Origin of the sequence: Paractinoplanes aksuensis, assembly GCF_024137025.1 — a bacterium.
Lineage (GTDB): Bacteria > Actinomycetota > Actinomycetes > Mycobacteriales > Micromonosporaceae > Actinoplanes > Actinoplanes aksuensis.
Genome location: NZ_JAMYJR010000012.1, coordinates 44,649 through 64,088 on the forward strand (window position 1 = coordinate 44,649; position 19,440 = coordinate 64,088).

The following is a 19,440-nucleotide window of genomic DNA, read 5'->3' on the forward strand; positions in this document are numbered from 1 at the left end:
GGACTGTCATGGCAACCATCGAGCACTGGATCGGCGGCGAATTCACCGCCGGTTCCGGGAATCGCACCGGGCCGGTCTTCAACCCGGCCACCGGCCGGCAGCAGCACGACGTCGTGCTGGCGACCGACGCCGACGTCAACGCCGCTGTCTGCGCGGCCCACACGGCGTTCGAGAGCTGGGGCCAGGCCTCGCTGAGCAAGCGCACGAAGGTCATGTTCAACTTCCGCGAGCTGGTCAACGCGCGCGTCAAGGAGATCGCCGAGCTGGTGTCGGACGAGCACGGCAAGGTGCTCTCGGACGCGGCCGGCGAGGTGCAGCGCGGTCTCGAGGTGATCGAGTTCGCCTGCGGCATCCCGCAGCTGCTCAAGGGCGAGTACAGCGATCAGGCGTCGACCGGCGTGGACGTGTTCAGCTTCCGCGAGCCGCTGGGCGTGTGCGTGGGGATCACGCCGTTCAACTTCCCGGCCATGGTGCCGATGTGGATGTACCCGGTCGCGATCGCCTGCGGCAACACGTTCGTGCTCAAGCCGAGCGAGCGGGACCCGTCGGCCTCCAACTACATGGCGGAACTGCTCAAAGAGGCCGGGCTGCCCGACGGGGTGTTCAACGTCGTGCACGGCGACAAGACGGCGGTCGACGCGCTGCTGCACCACCCGGACGTGGCCGCGGTGTCGTTCGTGGGCTCGACCCCGATCGCCCGCTACATCTACGAGCAGGGCAACGCCCACGGCAAGCGGGTACAGGCGCTCGGCGGGGCCAAGAACCACGCGATCATCCTGCCCGACGCCGACCTCGAGTTCGCGGCCGGTCACCTGACCGCGGCCGCGTTCGGGTCGGCGGGGGAGCGGTGCATGGCCATCTCGGCCGCGGTGGCCGTCGGCGGGGCCGGCGACGCGCTGGTCGACCTGGTCAACCGCAAGGCCAACGAGGTCAAGGTGGGCAGCGGGCGCGACGGCGCGAGCGAGATGGGCCCGGTGGTCACGGCGGCGGCCAAGCAGCGCATCGAGGGGCTGATCGACAGCGGCGAGCGCGAGGGGGCGAAGGTCACGGTCGACGGGCGGGGGCTGCGCGTGCCCGGGTTCGAGGACGGCTTCTTCGTCGGTCCGACCGTTCTCGACCAGGTCGAACCGTCCATGGAGGTGTACCGCGAGGAGGTCTTCGGGCCGGTGCTCTCGGTCGTCCGCACCGACACCGTCGACGCGGCCATCGATCTGATCAACAGCAATCCGTACGGGAACGGTACGGCGATCTTCACCAGCAGTGGCGAGGCGGCGCGGCGGTTCCAGCGGGGCGTCAAGGTCGGGATGATCGGCATCAACGTGCCCATTCCGGTGCCGATGGCCTACTACTCGTTCGGCGGGTGGAAGGACTCCCTGTTCGGCGACAAGCACGTGCACGGGCCCGAGGGGGTCTCGTTCTACACCCGGGCCAAGGTCGTCACGGCCCGATGGCCGCACGTCTCCCACGCGTACGACGCCTCCCTGCATTTCCCCACCTCATCCTGACCCTTCCAACCACCCCGGCCGCCGCCCCTGAGATCGACTGAAGACTGGACCTATTCATGGAAATTCGTCACCTGCAACTCGGTAGCTGCCCCGACTCGTGGGGTGTGTGGTTCGCTTCCGACCCGCGGCAGACGCCGTATCAGCGGTTCCTCGACGAGATGGCCGCCGCCGGTTACCGGTGGCTGGAGCTCGGACCGTACGGCTACCTGCCCACCGACCCAGCGCTTCTGGGCGACGAACTCGCAGCACGGGGGCTCTCCGTCGCCGGCGGGACGGTGGCCGGAGCCGGCGGGCCGCACAAGGACTTCGATGCTGTCGTGGCGGAGACCCGAAAGGTCGCCGCTCTGACGTCCGCTCTTGGCGCGCAAAATGTCGTATTCGTTCCGGTGCCGGGCTATCGCGACGACGTGACCAACGCCTACCTCGAGCCGGGCGAGCTCGACGCCGACGGGTGGCAGGCGCTCGTCAGGAACTCCAACACGCTCGGCAAGATCCTGCTCGAGGAGTACGGCGTTCACATGCGCTTCCACCCGCACGCCGACTACCAGGTCGAGACGCAGGCGCAGACCGAGCGCTTCCTGCAGGACACCGATCCGCGCTACGTGTCGCTGTGCCTCGACACCGGCCACCTGGCCTACCGCAAGGCCGACGTCCCCGCGATCATCCGCACTTATCCCGACCGCATCGGCTACGTGCACATCAAGCAGATGGACCCGGTCATCGCCGAGCGCGCCGTCAAGGACGACCTGGCCTTCGGCAAGGCCGTGGCCCAGGGCGCCAGCGTCGAGCCCCCGGTCGGCGAGCCCGACATCCCCGACGTGCTGGCCGCCCTCAGCGAACTCGACGCCGAACTGTTCGTCGTCGTCGAGCAGGACATGTACCCGGTCGAGTTCGACGTGCCGCTGCCCATCGCGGAACGCACCCGCACCTACCTGAACTCCGTCGGCCTCCACTCCCGGGCCGCCGCCGATCCCCGTCCAGCCACAGGAGAGAAGATATGACCGTTCGGACACGCACCTTCCGAATGCTCGCCGCTTCCGCGGCGGTGCTGGTCGCCGCCGCGGCATGCAGCGGTGGCGGGCGCGAGAAAGAGGAAGATACCGCCACCGGCGGCGGGAACGCGGCCGGAAGCTCGGGCTACACGATCGCCTTCATCACGCACGAGACGCCCGGCGACACGTTCTGGGACAAGATCAAGAACGGCGCGAACCAGGCCGCCAAGGACACCGGCGTCACCCTCAAGTACTCGAACGACCCCGAGGCGCCCAAGCAGGCCGTGCTGATCCAGAACGCGGTCGACTCCAAGGTCAACGGCATCGCGACGACCCTGGTGACCCCGGACGCGCTGGCCGGTTCGGTCAAGGCGGCGACCGACGCCGGCATCCCGGTGGTCGGCTTCAACTCCGGCATCGACCAGTACCAGAAGCTCGGCGCGCTGATGTACTTCGGCTCGGACGAGAGCCTGGCCGGCAAGACGGCCGGCGAACGGCTCGCGCAGCAGGGCGCCAAGAAGCCGCTCTGCGTGATCCAGCAGACCGGCTCGGTCGCCCTCGAGGCGCGCTGCGCGGGCGTGAAGTCGGCCATCCCGGGCACCGAGAACATCCAGGTCAACGGGGCCGATGACGCCGCCGTGACCTCCACGCTGCAGGCCAAGCTGTCCCAGGACAAGGCGATCGACGCGATCGTGACGCTGGGCGCGCCCCAGGCGCTGGACGCCATCAAGGCCAAGGAGCAGGCGAGCAGCCAGGCCAAACTGGTCACGTTCGACCTCAACGAGCAGGCCGCGACCGAGATCAAGAACGGCAACATCGTCTTCTCGATCGACCAGCAGCCTTACGTCCAGGGCTACATGGCCGTCACCTCGCTCTACCTGAACATCAAGAACGGCAACGACATCGGTGGCGGCAAGGCCGTGCTGACCGGCCCTTCCTTCGTGGACAGCTCGAACATCGACAAGATCATTCCGTTCACCAAGAACAACACACGGTAGGCAGGTGACGAGATGAGCCAGACTCTCGAGGCGCCCGCGCCGGCGCCGTCCGAACCCTCCAACCGCGTACGGCTGAGCTTCGCGCAACGCCTGCTCGGCCGGCCCGAGGTCGGGGCGCTGGTGGCCGCGATCATCATCTTCATCTTCTTCATGGTGTCGGCCCCGTCGTTCCGCTCGGCCGAGTCGTTCTTCACCGTGCTCTACCAGTCGTCGGTGATCGGCATCGTCGCCGTCGGGGTCGGCCTGCTGATGATCGGCGGCGAGTTCGACCTGTCGGCCGGCGTCATGGTCTACACGGCCGGCCTGGTCACCTCGATGTTCTGCTGGTACTACGGGGTCAACCTGTGGATCGGGGCGGTCCTGTCGCTGATCTTCTGCCTGGCCCTGGGCTTCCTCAACGGCTATCTGGTGATGAAGACCGGCATCCCGAGCTTCCTCATCACGCTGGGCACGTTCTTCGTGCTGCAGGGGGCCAACCTGGGTGTCACCAAGCTGGTGACCGGCACGGTGTCGAGCTCTGACATCAGCAACATCGACGGGTTCAGCTCGCTGCAGGCGGTGTTCTCGTCCAGCTTCAAGATCGGGTCGGTCACGGTCTGGGGCTCGGTGCTGTGGTGGGTCCTGTTCGTCGCGCTCGCGGCCTGGACCCTGCAGCGGGCCCGCGTCGGCAACTGGATCTTCGCCGTCGGTGGCAACCCGGACAGCGCACGGGCCGTGGGTGTGCCTGTCGTCCGTACGAAAATCGGTCTTTTCATGATCGTGTCGTTCCTGGCTTGGTTCGTCGGCATGCACCAGCTGTTCCGCTTCAACACGCTGCAGGCCGGCGGCGGTGTCGGCAACGAGTTCCTCTACATCATCGCCGCGGTGGTGGGCGGCACGCTGCTCACCGGTGGCTTCGGCAACGCGATCGGCGTCGCCATCGGCGCCTTCATCTTCGGCATGACCAGCCTCGGCATCATCTACGCGGGCTGGGACCCGAACTGGTTCAAGGCCTTCCTGGGCGTCATGCTGCTGCTCGCGGTGCTGGTCAACCTCTATGTCAAACGGATGGCCACGGCCAGGAAGGTGGGCTGAGCGATGACCGACACCCTGGCCTCGCACGCCGACCAGACCCTGAACAAGGGCGAGCCGCTGATCGAGATGGAAGAGGTCGGCAAGTCGTACGGCGCGATCCGGGCCCTGCGCGGCATCAACCTGCGCGTCGGCGCGGGCGAGGTGACGTGTGTGCTCGGCGACAACGGCGCCGGCAAGTCCACGCTGATCAAGATCATGTCGGGGCTGCACCCGCACAACGAGGGCAACCTGCGCGTCGACGGTAAGGAGGTCTCGTTCTCGTCGCCGCGCGAAGCCCTGTCCCACGGCATCGCCACCGTCTATCAAGACCTGGCCGTGGTGTCGCTGATGGAGGTCTGGCGCAACTTCTTCCTGGGCTCGGAGCTGACCGCGGGCAAGTACCCGCTGGCCGGGCTGAAGATCAGGCAGATGCGCGAGATCGCCGACGCCGAACTGCGCAAGATGGGCATCGTCGTCAAAGACATCAACCAGCCCATCGGTACGCTGTCCGGCGGCCAGCGGCAGTGCGTCGCGATCGCCCGGGCCGTCTATTTCGGGGCCCGGGTGCTGATCCTCGACGAACCCACCGCCGCCCTCGGCGTCAAGCAGTCCGGCGTCGTGCTCAAGTACGTGGCCGCGGCCCGCGACGCCGGTCTGGGCGTCGTCTTCATCACGCACAACCCGCACCACGCCTACCTGGTCGGGGACCACTTCGTGATCCTGAAGCTGGGCCGGATGTCGCTCGACAAGACCCGCCGGCAGGTCGGCATCGACGAGCTGACCACGCAGATGGCCGGCGGCGACGAACTGACCGAGTTGTCGCACGAGCTGAAACGGTGATGACCATGCTGCAGGTCGGAGTCATCGGCACCGGCATGATCGGGCAGGACCACATCCGGCGGATGACATCGGTGCTGGCCGGGGTCCGGGTCACCGCGGTGGCCGACGTGGACACCACGGTCGCCGCCTCGGTCGGGGCCCGGATCGGCGCCCCGGCCTTCGAGACGGGCGAGGCGCTGATCGCGGACCCGTCGGTCGATGCGATCGTGGTCTGCTCGTGGGGGCCGACTCACGAGCAGTACGTGCTGGCCGCCATCGCTGCCGGCAAGCCGGTCTTCTGCGAGAAACCGCTGGCCACCACCCAGGACGCGTGTCTGCGCATCCTCGACGCCGAGGTCGCGCACGGCAGCCGGCTGGTGCAGGTCGGCTACATGCGGCGGTACGACGATGCCTACCGGGCATTGAAGGCCACGCTGGGCACGGGCCAGATCGGCGCGCCGCTGATGATGCACTGCGCGCACCGCAACGCCAGCGTGCCCGGTTTCTACGAGAAGGAAATGGCGATCACGGACACCGCCGTCCACGAGATCGACATGGTCCGGTGGATGTTCGACGACGAGATCACGGCGGTGCGGGTGCTGACCCCGCGCCGTAGCAGCCTCGGCGGCGAGCTCCAAGACCCGCTGATGCTGCTGTTCGAGCTCTCGTCCGGGGTGCTGGTCGACGTCGAGACCTCGGTCAACATCCGGTACGGCTACGACATCCGGGGCGAGATCGTCGGGGAGGAGGGGACGGCCGCCCTCGGTTCGCTGAGCCCCGTACAGGTGCGCAAGGCCGGGTTCGCGGCCGATCCGGTCCCGGCCGACTGGCGTGAAAGGTTCCTGCGCGCCTACGACGTGGAGTTTCAGGAGTGGATCGACGCGCTCCGGGCCGGCGGACGCCCGGTCGGGCCCTCGGCCTGGGACGGTTATGCGGCCGCCGTGGTCTCCGACGCCGGCGTGGCCGCGTTGCGCTCCGGCGACCGTGTTCCGGTCGTACTGACCGAGAAGCCGAAGTTGTACGAGACGGAGGTCGCGGCTCTCGCTCCGAACGCGTCGGCCGTTGCTGCCGGAGATGCCGCATGAAGATCGCCCTTGATCCGTACATGCTGCGTCGGGTGCCCCTGCTCGACCTGCCGCGCGTCGTGGCCGACCTCGGGTATCACCACATCGAGCTGTCGCCGCGCGACGACTTCATGCCGTTCTTCCTGCATCCAAGGGTGGACAAGGCCGGAGTGGCCGCGTTCCGGCGTGCGCTGGCGTCGGCCGAGGTCTCGGTGGCGTCGGTGCTGCCGCTGTACCGGTGGTCGGGCCCCGACGAGGACGAGCGCCAGGCCGCCGTACGGTATTGGAAGCGGGCCATCGAGATCACGGTCGACCTCGGCGTCAACGTGATGAACTCCGAGTTCAATGGCCGTCCCTCGGCGGCCGCCTCGTCCGAAGCGCAGTTCTGGCGCTCGATGGAAGAGCTGCTGCCGATCTTCGAACGCGAGGGGGTGCGGCTCGTGCTCGAACCGCACCCCGACGACTTCCTCGAGGACGGGATCGGCGCGGTCAACCTGGTCCGCGGCATCAACAGCGACCTGGTCTCATTCCTCTACTGCTGCCCGCACACGTTCCACCAGGGTGGCAACCTGGCCGAGATCATCCGCTACGCCGGCCCGCTGCTGACCCAGTTGCACATAGCCGACTCGTTCGACTTCCGGGCGTCGTCGGGCCTGCGCTACATCGTCAACCCGCCCGGCAGCACGGCCCGGGTCCACCAGCACCTGGACATCGGCCAGGGCGAGGTCGACTGGGACCTGTTCTTCAAGACGCTGACCGAGGTGAACTTCGACGGCATCGCCACCGTCTGCGTCTTCGCCTGGGAGGAGAGGGCGGAGGAGAGCGCCCGCTTCAACCTGGACCAGATCAGGCGCTACACCACCGGCTGAGCCCCCGCCGGCTGAGCCCTCACCGTTTCCACCTGACTGAGCCCTCACCGTTTCCACCTGGCTGAGCCCTCACCGTTTCCACCTGGCTGAGCCCTCACCGTTTCCACCTGGCTGAGCGCCCACCGCGAGACGATCCGTTTCGTCTCGCGGTGAGCGCCGTGGCCCGGAGCGACCGCTCAGTCTTCGGGGCTGTCGTGGTCGCCGAACAGGGCGGCGTAGCGGCTGAGGTAGAGCGGCCAGCCCGAGTCGTTGCCGAGAGCGGTGTTGAGCGACTCCCAGCCCGGCCCGTGCCGGTCGAGGTGGCGGTGTTCCAGTTCCACCCGCGTACGGTCCGGGGCCTCGGCGATGAAGCGGACCTCGACCTCGCTGGTGTTCCGCAGGTCGTTCTCCAGTGTCCACTCGACGCCGATGTCCCAGCTGAACACGACCAGGTTCGGCGGTTCGTAGGCCAGGATGCGGGCCCAGACGAACTCGGTGCCGTCCTCGGCCCGGTCGTAGATGCGACCGCCCACCCGCGGCTCGAACACCGTCTCGGCGAGCGGCGAGCTCATCAGATAGTGATCGCGCGGCTTGATGTCGTAGAACCGCCCGGTGAACACCTCGAACGCCTTGGCCTGCGGTGCCTGCACGACGACGTGCCGCAGAACTACCTCGCTCATGACTTCTCCTCGTCCTCTTCCTCGACGATCTCTTGAAAGCCTTCCAGGGTCCGCCGCCAGAACATGTCGAGCTGGTCGCGGAGCGCGGACACACCGGCCGGATTGAGCCGGTAGACCCGTCGCGTGCCCGCCGCCTCGTCCTCGACGAGACCCGCGTCCTTGAGCACACGCAGATGCTGCGACACCGCGGGCCGGCTGATCGGCAGCTCGTCGGCCAGCTCACCGACAGCGCGTGGCCGCACCGCCAGACATTCCACGATCGCGCGCCGACTCGGGTCGCCCAGGATCTCCCACCCGTCAGCTTGGTAAGTGGCCACGAACGGTAAGCTACGACTTACCGATGCGGTGGTCAACCCCTGGCCGGATAGGCGCCCTGACCGTCGCCGTCGCCGTCGCCGTCGCCGTCGCCGGTGCCGGTGCCGGTGCCGGTGCCGTTTGCCGTTGCCGAGCTCGTCGTCGCCGCCCACCGCGTCGCCGCTCGGCGTCGCTCGGCATCCGGGCCGGTTCGGCCAGGCGCCGGGAACGGAATCGACGACGATGGCTGGTTCGGAGATCATGTCCGCATGGCGGCAGAGACATTGACATCCCTGACATCGCTCGGCGGAGTCGCCCTCGGCGGCGGACTGTCGTATTTGGTGCAGCGGACAACCCAGCGCATGACAGCGCGCCTGGAGGAGGGCAAACAAGCAGCAGCCCGCACGGAGACCCGGCGGGCCGAGCGGCTGGCGTTGCTGGAACGCTTCGTCAGCGTGGGCGCCGAAGCCGAACGGCACGCCTTCGAACGCCCCGACACGTGGACCGAGGGCGACGCTTGGCACACCCGCACCCAGGAGACGATGAACCGCTTCTGGGTGGCCGACCGCATGATTCGCCTGCTGTTCCCACCACCGGTCCACGAGGCCGCCCGCGCCTACTTCCTGCTCCTCAACGGCGCCGTCTGGGAGGGCACCCCCAGCCGCGACGACCTGCGCGAGGCCTTGGAACAGCCTCGCCTGACCTTCCTCGACGCCGCCCGGGCCGAACTCGACGGTTAGCGGCCCGCGTCAGGGTCCAGCCGAGCTCCGCGACGGCCAGATCCGGATTGCTCGGCGCGGGTGGTCGGCCCGATGGCACGGCGCCCACGCTGGAATGTCGTGCGACGAGCGGCGTGTTTCATAGTTGGACCCAGCCTGCACCGGGCCCAGTTGTTAAGGCGCCTCAGATGCCTGCTTTGTGGCCGGCGGCGATCAGGTTTTCGGCGGCCAGGCGGAGGCCCTCGATCTGGTCGAGTTCGGTGTCTTCGTGTTCGATGTTGACGGCCATGTCGGGGTCGACCTCGTGCAGTGCCTGCAGGAAGGGCACCCAGAAGTCGTCGCCGTGGCCTCGGCCGACGGCCACGAACTGCCAGGACGGCTGGTCGGGCCACTGGTTGAGAGTGTTGTGGCCGCCCAGGTTGAGCGGGTTCCGGTCGGCGGGCGTGCGGGTGAAGCGGTCGTCGAGCACCCCGAACAGGCGGACGTTCTCGTCGTTGATGCGTGTGTCTTTGGCCGCGGCGTGGAAGACGCGGTCGCCCAAATACTTGATCGCCGCCACCGGGTCGATGCCCTGCCAGAACAGGTGGCTCGGGTCCATCTCGGCCCCGACGTGGGTGGCGCCGGTCTGCTCGATCAGGCGCAGCAGCGTGGGCGGGTTGAAGACGATGTTGTGCGGGTGCATCTCGATGCACACCTTGACGTCGGCGTCGGCCGCGCGGGCCTGGATGTCGCGCCAGAACGGGATCGCGACCTCGTTCCACTGGTGGTCGAGGGCGTCCAGCCACTGGCTGTCCCACGGATTGACCACCCAGTTGGCCGCCGTCGCGCCGGGGTGAGCGCCGGGCAGCCCGGACATCGTCACGACGCGCTTCACCCCCAGCAGCGCCGCCAGCTCGATGCTGCGGTGCAGATCGGCCGCGTGCTTGGGGCCGACCATCGGGTCGGGGTTGAGCGGGTTGCCGTTGCAGTTGAGGCCGGTCAGCGTGATGCCGGCCTGGGCGTAGCGGCCCAGGTAGTCCTCGCGGGCGCCGGCGCTGGCCAGCAGGTCGTCGATGGGGATGTGCGGCGCGGCGATGAAGCCGCCGGTGTTGATCTCGGCGCTGGTCAGGCCCAGCTCGCCGAGGACCTTCAGTGTTTCGTCGAGGGAACGGTCGTGCAGGCAGGCCGTGTAGGCACCTAGGCGCATGGTGGGTCCCTTTCAGAGGGTGACGGGTTGGCCGGTGGCGGACACGACCGCCTCGAGGACGCGCAGGTTGTGCAGGCCGTGGGCCAGGTCGGGGCAGGGCGGCAGGCCCTTGACCCCGGCGATCTGGTCGAGGAACGCGCGGGCCTGATAGACGAAGAAGTCGTTCTGGCCGTGGCCGACGGTGGGAAAGTCCATGGGCAGGCCGCGGGCCAGGTAGGGGTGCCACGGGCCGAGGTAGACCGTGCGGGCGCCGTTGACCGCGGTCTCGGGGCCGCCGTCGATGATGCTGAACTCGGCCGGGCGGGTGAGGTCGAACGAGGCCGTGCCGTTCTCGCAGAACAGGTCGATCCGCAGCGTGTTGGCGTGACCGAAGGCGACGCGCGACAACGAGAACGTGCCGACCGCGCCGCCGGCGTAGCTGGTGGTGAACGTGCAGACGTCTTCGTTCTCGACCGGCGCCCGCTCGTCGCTGACCTGAACGCCACCGGCGTGACCGACAGCCACGCCGAGCGGCTTGGGCCTTTCCGTCACGAGGGTGGCCATCGTCGTGCCCCGCACCGCGGCGGTGGGGCCGCAGAGGAACTCGGCCAGGTCGGTCATGTGGCTGCCGATGTCGGCCAGCACGCCGGAGCCGGGGCCGCCCTGATAGCGCCAGCTCATCGGGCGCTGCGGATCGAAGCCGTAGTCGCACCAGTAGTTGCCGACGAAGTGGCGCACCGGGCCGAGCGCACCCTCGACCTGTTGCTTGAGCGCGTTGAGAGCGGGGGAGCGGCGGAACGTGAAGCCGACCGCGCCGACCTGGCCGGGCGCGGCGGCGGCCGCGGCCACCATCGCCTCGCCGTCGGCGACGCTCGGAGCCAGGGGCTTCTCGCAGAGCACGTGCTTGCCCGCGGCGAGGGCGGCCTCGGTGACCTCGCGGTGCAGGCTGTTGGCGACGGCCACGCTCACCGCGTCGACGTCGGGCGCCTCGACCACGGCGCGCCAGTCGGTCTCGGCCCGGGCGTAGCCGTAGCGCGCGGCGGCGTCGGCGGCGAACGGCTCGTGCAGGTCGGCGATCGCGACCAGCCGGGGCGCGGGCTGGTCGAGACTGAAGACGGTGGCGGCCTGACGGTAGGCGTTGGCATGCGCGCGGCCGACCATGCCGGCGCCGACGACTGCTACCCCAACGGGCATGAGCAACCTCCTTTAAAGCGCTTTAAGAACCCCTGTACTATCGACGTTGATCTCGCTGAGTGTCAAGACGTGCACGAGGAGTGAAATAGTGGATCAGCGACCGCGACTGTCCGACGTGGCCGCCCGCGTCGGTGTCTCGCCGGCCTCGGTCTCCCTCGTGCTGCGCGGCGCGCCCGGCCCCAGTTCCGAGACGCGCGAGCGGGTGCTGGCGGCCGCGGCCGAGCTCGGCTACCGGGCCGACCGCACGGCCAGCCTGCTCGCCCGCCGCCGGCGCCACCTGCTGGGCGTGCTGCTCGACGTGCGCAACCCGTTCCACGCCGAGCTGGCCGAAGAGATCCACATCGAGGCCGACCGGGCCGGTTATGAGGTGGTGCTGTCCACCCTGACCCGCGACCGCGACGAGCCGCGCGCCCTCGAGACCCTGCTCGACTTCCGGTGCGAGGCGCTGATCCTGCTCGGCCCCGACGCCGCCGACGACGACCTGGGCCGGCTGGCCGCCCAGGTGCCGTGCGTGGTGGTCGGCCGCATGGCCCGCGGCGTCGATGTCGACGTGGTGCGCCCGGCCGACGACGTCGGCGTCGACGCGGCGCTCGCTCACCTGATCGGTCTCGGCCACACCCGCATCGCGTTCGTCGACGGTGGGCGGGGCGCCGTGGCCGCCGCCCGCCGTCGCGGTTACCGCCGGGCGATGCGCCGGGCCGGGCTGCCGGCCGAGGTGCAGCCGGGCGACCACACCGAGCAGGGCGGCGTACGCGTAGGTCGTGATCTTGCGGCCCGGGGCGACCTGCCGACCGCGATCGTGGCCTCCAACGACCGCCTGGCCGTGGGTCTGATGGATGCGTTCGTGCGCACCGGCATCGACGTGCCGGGCCGGGTCTCCGTGGTCGGCTACGACGACAGCACGCTGGCCCACCTGGCCCACATCGACCTGACCTCGGTCAACCAGGACGCGCCGGCCCAGGCCCGCCAGGCCGTGCGGGCCGCCGTCTCCCGCCTCGACGAGGGCCGCACCCGCCCGAGCGAGATCGTGCTGGTTCCGCACCTGGTCGTGCGGGGCAGCACAGCCCCACCCCCTGATTGAGGGAAACCGCATGGCGGGTCCGCCGGCGGAGTCGGTAGCATCGTCGGCGCAGGGCACTGATGGGGACGAGTAAGACCGCACGCAGCCACGAGAGACCCGGGGACGGTGGAAGCCCGGGGGTGTGCGCGGTCCGAAGATCACCCCGGAGCTGTCGGAAGAAAGGCCCCGGCCGAGTAGAACCGACTGCAACCACTTCGAGTGGGCCACGGCCGACCAGGCCGCGGCCAAAGAGGGTGGTACCGCGGGGCTGATCAGGTCTCGTCCCTCTGTTGATGACGAAACACGTCTGACGGAGGAACACAGGTGTACAGCTCGGTGCCCGCGCAGGTCGACCTGCCCGCGCTCGACCACGAAGTCCTGCGCTTCTGGCAAGAGAAGCACGTCTTCGAACGCACCCTCGAGCAGTCCGAGGGCCGCCCGGAATGGGTCTTCTACGAGGGCCCGCCCACGGCCAACGGCATGCCCGGCGCCCACCACATCGAGGCCCGCGTCTTCAAGGACGTCTTCCCGCGCTACCGCACGATGAAGGGCTTCCACGTCGCCCGCAAGGCGGGCTGGGACTGCCACGGCCTGCCGGTCGAGCTGGCCGTCGAGAAAGAGCTCGGCTTCAGCGGCAAGCAGGACATCGAGGCGTACGGCATCGCCGCCTTCAACGACCGCTGCCGCGCCTCCGTCACCCGTCACACCGACGCGTTCGCCCAGCTCACCGAGCGCATGGGCTACTGGGTCGACATGGACGACGCCTACCGCACGATGGACCCGGAATACATCGAGTCGGTCTGGTGGTCGTTGCAGCGCATCTTCGACAAGGGCCTGCTGGTCGAGGACTTCCGGGTCGCCCCGTGGTGCCCGCGCGACCAGACGACCCTCTCCGACCACGAGCTCGCCCAGGGCTACGAGACCGACGTCGACCCGGCGGTCTACGTCCGTTTCCCGCTCACCTCGGGCCCGCTCGCCGGCCAGGCGGCGCTGCTGGTGTGGACGACCACGCCCTGGACGCTGGTCTCCAACACGGCCGTCGCGGTCAACCCCGACGTGACGTACGTGGTGGCCACCGACGGCACCGAGCAGCTGGTGCTGGCCGAGCCCCTGATGGCCCAGGTGCTGGGCGACGGGTGGCGCCTGACCGGCGAGTCGTTCACCGGTAAGCAGATGGAGCGCTGGACCTACCGGCCGCCGTTCGACCTGGTCGAGGTGCCCGACGCGCACATCGTCATCCTGGCCGGCTACGTCACCACCGAGAGCGGCACCGGCCTCGTGCACCAGTCGCCCGCGTTCGGCGCCGACGACCTCGCGAGCTGCCGCGCGTACGGGTTGCCGATGGTCAACCCGATCCAGCGCGACGGCACCTTCGAGGCCGAGGTCCCGCTGGTGGGTGGCCTCTTCTTCCGTACGGCCAACGAACCGCTGGTCGAGGAGCTGCGGCGCAGAGATCTGCTGTTCCGCCTCGACCCCTACGAGCACCAGTATCCGCACTGCTGGCGGTGCCACACCGCGCTGATCTACTACGCCCAGCCCTCGTGGTACGTGCGCACCACCGCCGTCCGCGACCAGATGCTGCGCGAGAACGAGCAGACCACCTGGCAGCCCGAGACGGTCAAGCACGGCCGCTACGGCGACTGGCTCACCAACAACGTCGACTGGGCGCTGTCGCGCAACCGCTACTGGGGCACGCCGCTGCCCATCTGGCGCTGCGCCGAGGGCCACCTGACCTGCATCGGCTCGCTGGCCGAGCTGGGCCAGAAGGCCGGCCGCGACCTGTCCACGCTTGACCCGCACCGGCCCTACATCGACGAGGTCACCTTCGCCTGCCCGCAGTGCGCGCGGACGGCGACCCGCGTGCCCGAGGTCATCGACGCCTGGTACGACTCGGGCTCGATGCCGTTCGCCCAGTTCGGCTACCCGTACAAGAACAAGGAGCTCTTCGAGCAGCGCTTCCCGGCCCAGTTCATCTCCGAGGCGATCGACCAGACCCGCGGCTGGTTCTACACGCTGATGGCGGTCAGCACGCTGGTCTTCGACCGCTCGTCGTACGAGGCCGTGGTCTGCCTGGGCCACATCCTGGCCGAGGACGGCCGCAAGATGTCCAAGCACCTCGGCAACATCCTCGAGCCGATCCCGCTGATGGACACGCACGGCGCCGACGCGGTCCGCTGGTTCATGGCCTGCGTGGGCTCGCCCTGGTCGGCCCGCCGGGTCGGCCACACGACGCTGCAAGAGGTCGTGCGCAAGACCCTGCTGACCTACTGGAACACGGTCGCCTTCCAGGCCCTCTACGGCCGGGCCGCGGGCTGGCAGCCGTCCGCCTCCGACCCGGCCCCGGCCGACCGCCCGCTGCTCGACCGCTGGGTCCTGTCCGAGGTGAACACCCTGGTCGGCAAGGTCGACGCGGCCTACTCGGCGTTCGACACGCAAGAGGCGGGCCGACTGCTGGCCGCGTTCGTCGACGACCTCTCCAACTGGTACGTGCGCCGCAGCCGCCGCCGCTTCTGGCGGGGCGACCCGGCCGCGCTGGCCACCCTGCACGAGGCCCTGCGCACGGTCACGCTGCTCATGGCCCCGCTGACCCCGTTCGTCACCGAGCGGGTGTGGGGCGACCTGGTCAGCCCGGTCGACCCCCGGGCGGCCGAGTCGGTGCACCTCGCGGCGTTCCCCGAGCCCGACCCGGCCCTGATCGACCCGGCCCTGTCGACGCAAATGGCCCTGGTCCGGCGCCTGGTCGAGCTGGGCCGCGCGGCCCGGGCCGAGTCCGGCCTGAAGGTGCGGCAGCCGCTGTCACGCGCGCTGGCCTCCGCCAACGGCTTCGGCGACCTGCCGGCGGACCTGCTGGCCGAGATCGCCGCCGAGCTCAACGTGGGCGAGGTCACCCCGGTTGCCGGTTCCTTCGTCGACACCACCGCCAAGGCCAATTTCCGTACGCTGGGCAAGCGTTTCGGGAAGAAGGTGCAGGTCGTGGCGCAGGCGATCGCGGCTGCCGATGCCGCCGAGCTCAAGGACGCCCTGCGCACCACGGGCACGGCGACGCTCGACGTCGAGGGCGAGCAGCTCACGCTCACCCCCGACGAGGTCGTGATCACCGAGACCCCGCGCGCGGGCTGGGCCGTGGCCTCCGACTCCGGCGGCACGGTGGCGCTCGACCTCGAGCTGACCCCCGAGCTGCGGCGGGCCGGTATCGCCCGCGACGCCGTCCGCCAGATCCAGGAGGCCCGCAAGGCCAGCGGCCTCGAGGTCTCGGACCGCATCGACCTGCGCTGGTCGGCCGAGGGTGAGACCGCCCAGGCCCTGACCGAGCACGCCGCCCTGGTCGCCGACGAGGTGCTGGCCACGACCTACGAGTCCGGCGCCGCGCCCGGGCCCGACGCCCGCGAGTTCACCGACGAGTCGCTCGGCCTGACGTTCCACCTGCGCAAGGCGCAGTAACCGGGAAGGGGAGCCATGGCCGGTCAGCTGCAGCGCAGCAGGCCGGCCTTCTTCTTGGTCTCGAGCACGTGGCGGGCGGCATCGTCGACGCGGACCCGGAAGGCCTGATCGCTTTCGGCCTTGTCGATGAGGGCGCCGGCCATCGGGGCGGCGTCCGAGGGCACGATCGTGAGCACCATGTCGCCGCCGGCGGCGACGAACCGTACGGCTCGCTGGGCCGGCGGGACGGCCGTGACCGCCCGGGCCGCGCCCAGGTCGTCCGAAATGACCAGGCCGTCGAAGCCGATTTTGTCGCGGAGCAGGCCGGTGATGACCGGCTTCGAGAAGGCGGCGATCGCGTCGGGGTCGATCTTCGGGTAGCGCGCCGACGAGATCATCACGGCGGCCGAGCCGGACTCGATGCCGGCCTTGAACGGGCCCAGGTACGGGTCGTCGACAGTGGCCACGGTGTCGGTCGCGCCCCGGGAGACGTCGGTGTTGACGCGGACGCGGCCCAGGCCGGGGAAGTGCTTCAGCGTAGTCAGGACGCCGGCGTCCTGGGAGGCGGGGACGACCGTACGGATGGCCGCCGCGACCTTCACCGGGTCCGAGCCGAACTCGCGGCGGAACGCGCCGATCGGCGGGTTGCCGGTGCCGATGCTGGTCGGCACGGTGTCGGCGACCGGGGCCAGGTTGAGGTTCACGCCGATCCCGGCCAGGCGGCGGGCGCTCTCGCGGGTCGTGTCGCGCAGCGTCGCGGCCGGCCCGGCGCCGAGCCGGCTGGCCGACGGCAACTTCGGGAAGTCGCGGCCCTTGAGGGTCTGGACGCTGCCGCCCTCCTGGTCGACGGCGAGCAGCATCGGCATCGGGGCACTCTTCTGCAGCGTGGCGATGTCCGACTTCAGTTCGGCCGCGCTGTGCGTGCTGCGGCCGCGCAGGAAGACGCCACCCAGGTGGTAGCGGCGGACCGTGTCACCCAGCCCGCTGGGCGCGTTCACGGCAGCGCCGATCATGAGCAGCTGACCCACCCGCTCGGGCAGGTCGAGCCCGTCCAGGGTCTCGGTGACGCAGTTCTTCGGGGGCGGCGGAGCGGATGACGGCTCCGCACTCGGCGTCACCGGGACCGGGGCCGACGACGACGGGGCCTCGCTGGAGGGGGCCGGGGTGCAGCCACTGACGGCCAGGAGCACGGCGACCGCGGCGGCGGCCAGGCTTCGCTTCATCGACCGCCACGGTAGCCAATCAACCGGGCCGAGGTGGTGTGCGGTCGGGGGAGATCGTGTGAAGGCCCTCGAAAGCGAGCGTGGTCAGCGCGTCGGCCATCGCCTCGGCGCCACCGGGACGCGGGCGGTACCACTCCGTCAGCGAGTTGACCATGCCCAGGAGCAGGCGGGCGGCCACCGCGGGGTCGATGTCGGGACGTACGCCGCCCTCGGCCTGAGCCTGTTTGACCAGCTCGGTGACCAGGACGTCGAACTGGCGGCGCCGGGCCAGGGCGTGCTGCTCGACCTCGGTGTTGCCGCGCACCCGCAGCAGCACGGTCACGTATTCGAACCGCTCAGACAGCACCAGCACGCTGCGGCGGATCAGCTGTTCGAGCCTTTCCAGGGCCGGGACGTCGAGCGCGCGGACCTCGTCGGCCGCCTCGAACAGACCGTCGAGCGCCCGGTCCATCGCCATCTGCAGCAACTGTTCCTTGCCGTTGATGTGGTGATAGACGCTGCTTTTGGTGATGCCCAGGGACACGGCGATGTCGAACATGCTGGTGAAGTCGTAACCGCGCTCGTTGAACAGCCGCACGGCCGCGGCCAGCACGGCATCCTGGTCATGACCGGGACGGCCACGCCGACGAGGTTCTTTCGCGGGTGTCGGTGCCATTCTCTCTCCCGGGCTTGATTACCGACCGACCGGACGGTAGATAATGATGGCACGCGAGCGCAAGGGAGCGCAGGATGACGACCCCCGCCGGGTTCTACGAGACGCATGCCGAGCTGCTCGATCAGGCTGTCCGGGCGACGACCGTCCGCGACTACTGGTCGGCCTTCCCCGAGTCGCCGAGCAAGTCGGTCTACGGCGAGCAGGCCGCGCCCGAGGGTGAGCGCGCGTTCCGGGCCCTGCTCGGCGGCCCGTTCCCGATCGAGGTCCCCGGCGCCGAGGGCACGGTCAGCACCGAGCGTTCGCCGTGGGGCCTCGACCTCGGCGTCAGCTATCCCAAGGCCGACCCGCTGGCCCTGGTCGCGGCCGCCCGCGCCGCCACCCCGGCCTGGCGCGCCGTCGGCCCCCAGGGTCGCGCCGGCGTCGCGGCCGAGATCATCAAGCGGATCAACGCCCGCTCGTTCGAGCTGGCCCACGCCGTGCAGCACACCACCGGCCAGGCCTTCGTCATGGCGTTCCAGGCCGGCGGCCCGCACGCGCAAGACCGGGCGCTCGAGGCCGTGGCCTACGCGCTGGCCGCCACCACCCGCACCCCGCGCGACGCCGAGTGGGCCAAGCCGCAGCGCGGCGGCGACCCGCTGCGCCTGGCCAAGACCAGCACCGTGGTCGGCCGCGGCGTCAGCCTGGTCGTCGGTTGCACCACGTTCCCCACTTGGAACAGCTACCCGGGCCTGTTCGCCAGCCTGGTCACCGGCAACCCGGTGATCGTCAAGCCGCACCCCGGCGCCGTGCTGCCGCTGGCCATCACCGTGCAGATCTGCCGCGAGGTGCTGGCCGAGGCCGGTCAGAGCCCCGACCTGGTCACCCTGGCCGTCGAGGAGCCGGGCGACGGCATCGCGGCCACCCTGGCCACCCACCCCGACGTCCGCATCGTCGACTTCACCGGCTCCAGCGAGTTCGGCAACTGGCTCGAGGCCAACGCCCGCCAGGCCGTCGTCTACACCGAGAAGGCCGGGCTCAACACCGTCGTGGTCGACTCCACCGACGACTACAAGGGCCTGCTGCGCAACCTGTCCTTCTCGTTGTCGCTCTACAGCGGCCAGATGTGCACGACCCCGCAAAACATCCTGGTCCCGCAGTCGGGCATCGAGACCGACGCCGGCCACCGCAGCGTCGACGAGTTCGGCGCCGACCTGGCCGCCGCGCTCGACAAGCTGCTGGGCGACCCGGCCCGGGCCGCGGGCACGCTCGGCGCGATCGTCAACGACGGCGTCCTGGCCCGCGTGACCGAGGCCGACGGCGCGGCCAGCGTCATCCGCCCCACGGCCGCGGTCACCGACGAGACCAACCCGGGCGCCACGATCCGCACACCGGTGGTGGTCCGGCTCGACGCGGCCGACGACAAGGCGTACACCCGGGAATGGTTCGGTCCGGTCTCCTTCGTCATCGCCACCGAGTCGACCGAGCACAGCCTCCGCGTCCTGGTCGAGACGGTCCGGGCCCACGGGGCGCTCACCGCGCTGGTCCACTCGAGGAATCCCGAGGTCCTTTCCGCTGCGCGGGAGGCGGCGCTCGACGCCGGGGTGCACCTCGCCGAGAATCTCACCGGTGGGGTGTTCGTCAACCAGACCGCCGCGTTCAGCGACCTGCACGGCTCCGGGGCCAACCCGGCGGCGACGGCCTCGCTGAGCGACGACCACTTCGTCACCGGCCGGTTCTTCACCCTCCAGTCCCGTCACCACGTCTGAGCACCG

17 protein-coding genes are annotated in these 19,440 nt (G+C 69.9%); 11 read left to right on the forward strand and 6 right to left on the reverse strand.

Annotation, left to right across the window (positions count from 1 at the left end):
* Window positions 1-8: 8 nt before the first annotated feature.
* Genes M1L60_RS12245 through M1L60_RS12275 form a run of 7 tightly spaced genes read left to right on the forward strand, consistent with a single transcriptional unit; the run spans window position 9 to window position 7,300 of the window.
* Complete coding sequence (locus M1L60_RS12245) at window positions 9-1,505, forward strand: CoA-acylating methylmalonate-semialdehyde dehydrogenase (protein ID WP_253237497.1); 1,497 nt, start codon at window positions 9-11, stop codon at window positions 1,503-1,505.
* A gap of 56 nt (window positions 1,506-1,561) precedes the next feature.
* Window positions 1,562-2,506, forward strand: coding sequence for a TIM barrel protein (locus M1L60_RS12250; RefSeq protein WP_253237498.1), 945 nt, complete (start codon window positions 1,562-1,564; stop codon window positions 2,504-2,506).
* Window positions 2,503-3,495 (forward strand): substrate-binding domain-containing protein, encoded by a 993-nt coding sequence (locus M1L60_RS12255; RefSeq protein ID WP_253237499.1) that lies wholly within the window; start codon window positions 2,503-2,505, stop codon window positions 3,493-3,495. The genes M1L60_RS12250 and M1L60_RS12255 overlap by 4 nt, the downstream gene beginning before the upstream one ends.
* A 12-nt stretch (window positions 3,496-3,507) precedes the next feature.
* Window positions 3,508-4,569, forward strand: coding sequence for an ABC transporter permease (locus M1L60_RS12260; RefSeq protein WP_253237500.1), 1,062 nt, complete (start codon window positions 3,508-3,510; stop codon window positions 4,567-4,569).
* Window positions 4,570-4,572: 3 nt separating this feature from the next.
* On the forward strand, window positions 4,573-5,388 hold the full coding sequence (locus tag M1L60_RS12265; protein WP_253237501.1) for an ATP-binding cassette domain-containing protein: 816 nt from the start codon (window positions 4,573-4,575) through the stop codon (window positions 5,386-5,388).
* A 5-nt stretch (window positions 5,389-5,393) separates the two neighbouring features.
* The gene (locus tag M1L60_RS12270) at window positions 5,394-6,452 is read left to right on the forward strand and encodes a Gfo/Idh/MocA family protein (protein WP_253237502.1); all 1,059 of its coding nucleotides are present in this window, start codon (window positions 5,394-5,396) and stop codon (window positions 6,450-6,452) included.
* Window positions 6,449-7,300: a sugar phosphate isomerase/epimerase family protein gene (locus M1L60_RS12275; RefSeq protein WP_253237503.1), complete on the forward strand. Its 852-nt coding sequence runs from the start codon at window positions 6,449-6,451 to the stop codon at window positions 7,298-7,300. Before M1L60_RS12270 ends, M1L60_RS12275 begins: the two co-directional genes overlap by 4 nt.
* Before the next feature lie 176 nt (window positions 7,301-7,476).
* On the opposite strand, the gene M1L60_RS12280 is transcribed toward M1L60_RS12275, so the two are convergent.
* Together M1L60_RS12280 and M1L60_RS12285 are read right to left on the reverse strand one after the other, a co-directional pair.
* A complete protein-coding gene (locus tag M1L60_RS12280; RefSeq protein WP_253237504.1) occupies window positions 7,477-7,959 on the reverse strand; it encodes an SRPBCC family protein in 483 nt (160 codons plus the stop codon).
* Window positions 7,956-8,276 (reverse strand): ArsR/SmtB family transcription factor, encoded by a 321-nt coding sequence (locus M1L60_RS12285; RefSeq protein ID WP_253237505.1) that lies wholly within the window; start codon window positions 8,274-8,276, stop codon window positions 7,956-7,958. Before M1L60_RS12285 ends, M1L60_RS12280 begins: the two co-directional genes overlap by 4 nt.
* Before the next feature lie 339 nt (window positions 8,277-8,615).
* Between M1L60_RS12285 and M1L60_RS12290 the strand changes: the two genes are divergently transcribed.
* Complete coding sequence (locus M1L60_RS12290) at window positions 8,616-8,993, forward strand: hypothetical protein (RefSeq protein WP_253237506.1); 378 nt, start codon at window positions 8,616-8,618, stop codon at window positions 8,991-8,993.
* A gap of 163 nt (window positions 8,994-9,156) precedes the next feature.
* On the opposite strand, the gene M1L60_RS12295 is transcribed toward M1L60_RS12290, so the two are convergent.
* Together M1L60_RS12295 and M1L60_RS12300 are read right to left on the reverse strand one after the other, a co-directional pair.
* The gene (locus M1L60_RS12295) at window positions 9,157-10,158 is read right to left on the reverse strand and encodes a sugar phosphate isomerase/epimerase family protein (RefSeq protein WP_253237507.1); all 1,002 of its coding nucleotides are present in this window, start codon (window positions 10,156-10,158) and stop codon (window positions 9,157-9,159) included.
* A 12-nt stretch (window positions 10,159-10,170) separates the two neighbouring features.
* Window positions 10,171-11,331: a Gfo/Idh/MocA family protein gene (locus M1L60_RS12300; protein ID WP_253237508.1), complete on the reverse strand. Its 1,161-nt coding sequence runs from the start codon at window positions 11,329-11,331 to the stop codon at window positions 10,171-10,173.
* Between the two features lie 88 nt (window positions 11,332-11,419).
* Between M1L60_RS12300 and M1L60_RS12305 the strand changes: the two genes are divergently transcribed.
* Together M1L60_RS12305 and ileS are read left to right on the forward strand one after the other, a co-directional pair.
* Window positions 11,420-12,412 carry a LacI family DNA-binding transcriptional regulator gene (locus M1L60_RS12305; protein WP_253237509.1) on the forward strand — a complete coding sequence of 331 codons (993 nt, stop codon included), beginning with the start codon at window positions 11,420-11,422 and terminating at the stop codon, window positions 12,410-12,412.
* A gap of 303 nt (window positions 12,413-12,715) precedes the next feature.
* Window positions 12,716-15,832: an isoleucine--tRNA ligase gene (gene ileS, locus M1L60_RS12310; RefSeq protein WP_253237510.1), complete on the forward strand. Its 3,117-nt coding sequence runs from the start codon at window positions 12,716-12,718 to the stop codon at window positions 15,830-15,832.
* 23 nt (window positions 15,833-15,855) lie between these two features.
* Here the strand turns inward: ileS and M1L60_RS12315 are convergent, their stop codons facing one another.
* On the reverse strand, window positions 15,856-17,034 hold the full coding sequence (locus M1L60_RS12315; RefSeq protein ID WP_253237511.1) for a glycoside hydrolase family 3 N-terminal domain-containing protein: 1,179 nt from the start codon (window positions 17,032-17,034) through the stop codon (window positions 15,856-15,858).
* A gap of 19 nt (window positions 17,035-17,053) precedes the next feature.
* The gene (locus M1L60_RS12320; protein WP_253237512.1) at window positions 17,054-17,689 is read right to left on the reverse strand and encodes a TetR/AcrR family transcriptional regulator; all 636 of its coding nucleotides are present in this window, start codon (window positions 17,687-17,689) and stop codon (window positions 17,054-17,056) included.
* A gap of 74 nt (window positions 17,690-17,763) precedes the next feature.
* On the opposite strand from M1L60_RS12320, the gene paaN reads away from it, so the two are divergent.
* Window positions 17,764-19,434, forward strand: coding sequence for a phenylacetic acid degradation protein PaaN (paaN, locus tag M1L60_RS12325; protein ID WP_253237513.1), 1,671 nt, complete (start codon window positions 17,764-17,766; stop codon window positions 19,432-19,434).
* Window positions 19,435-19,440: the final 6 nt, after the last annotated feature.

Excerpts from the sequence above, each read along its gene's own strand:
- M1L60_RS12290 (WP_253237506.1), top strand. The coding sequence starts at position 8,616 with ATGACAGCGCGCCTGGAGGAGGGCAAACAAGCAGCAGCCCGCACGGAG.
- M1L60_RS12315 (WP_253237511.1), bottom strand. The coding sequence starts at position 17,034 with ATGAAGCGAAGCCTGGCCGCCGCCGCGGTCGCCGTGCTCCTGGCCGTC.
- M1L60_RS12295 (WP_253237507.1), bottom strand. The coding sequence starts at position 10,158 with ATGCGCCTAGGTGCCTACACGGCCTGCCTGCACGACCGTTCCCTCGAC.
- M1L60_RS12280 (WP_253237504.1), bottom strand. The coding sequence starts at position 7,959 with ATGAGCGAGGTAGTTCTGCGGCACGTCGTCGTGCAGGCACCGCAGGCC.
- M1L60_RS12320 (WP_253237512.1), bottom strand. The coding sequence starts at position 17,689 with ATGGCACCGACACCCGCGAAAGAACCTCGTCGGCGTGGCCGTCCCGGT.
- M1L60_RS12250 (WP_253237498.1), top strand. The coding sequence starts at position 1,562 with ATGGAAATTCGTCACCTGCAACTCGGTAGCTGCCCCGACTCGTGGGGT.
- paaN (WP_253237513.1), top strand. The coding sequence starts at position 17,764 with ATGACGACCCCCGCCGGGTTCTACGAGACGCATGCCGAGCTGCTCGAT.
- M1L60_RS12265 (WP_253237501.1), top strand. The coding sequence starts at position 4,573 with ATGACCGACACCCTGGCCTCGCACGCCGACCAGACCCTGAACAAGGGC.
- M1L60_RS12270 (WP_253237502.1), top strand. The coding sequence starts at position 5,394 with ATGCTGCAGGTCGGAGTCATCGGCACCGGCATGATCGGGCAGGACCAC.
- M1L60_RS12300 (WP_253237508.1), bottom strand. The coding sequence starts at position 11,331 with ATGCCCGTTGGGGTAGCAGTCGTCGGCGCCGGCATGGTCGGCCGCGCG.
- M1L60_RS12255 (WP_253237499.1), top strand. The coding sequence starts at position 2,503 with ATGACCGTTCGGACACGCACCTTCCGAATGCTCGCCGCTTCCGCGGCG.
- M1L60_RS12260 (WP_253237500.1), top strand. The coding sequence starts at position 3,508 with ATGAGCCAGACTCTCGAGGCGCCCGCGCCGGCGCCGTCCGAACCCTCC.
- M1L60_RS12275 (WP_253237503.1), top strand. The coding sequence starts at position 6,449 with ATGAAGATCGCCCTTGATCCGTACATGCTGCGTCGGGTGCCCCTGCTC.
- M1L60_RS12245 (WP_253237497.1), top strand. The coding sequence starts at position 9 with ATGGCAACCATCGAGCACTGGATCGGCGGCGAATTCACCGCCGGTTCC.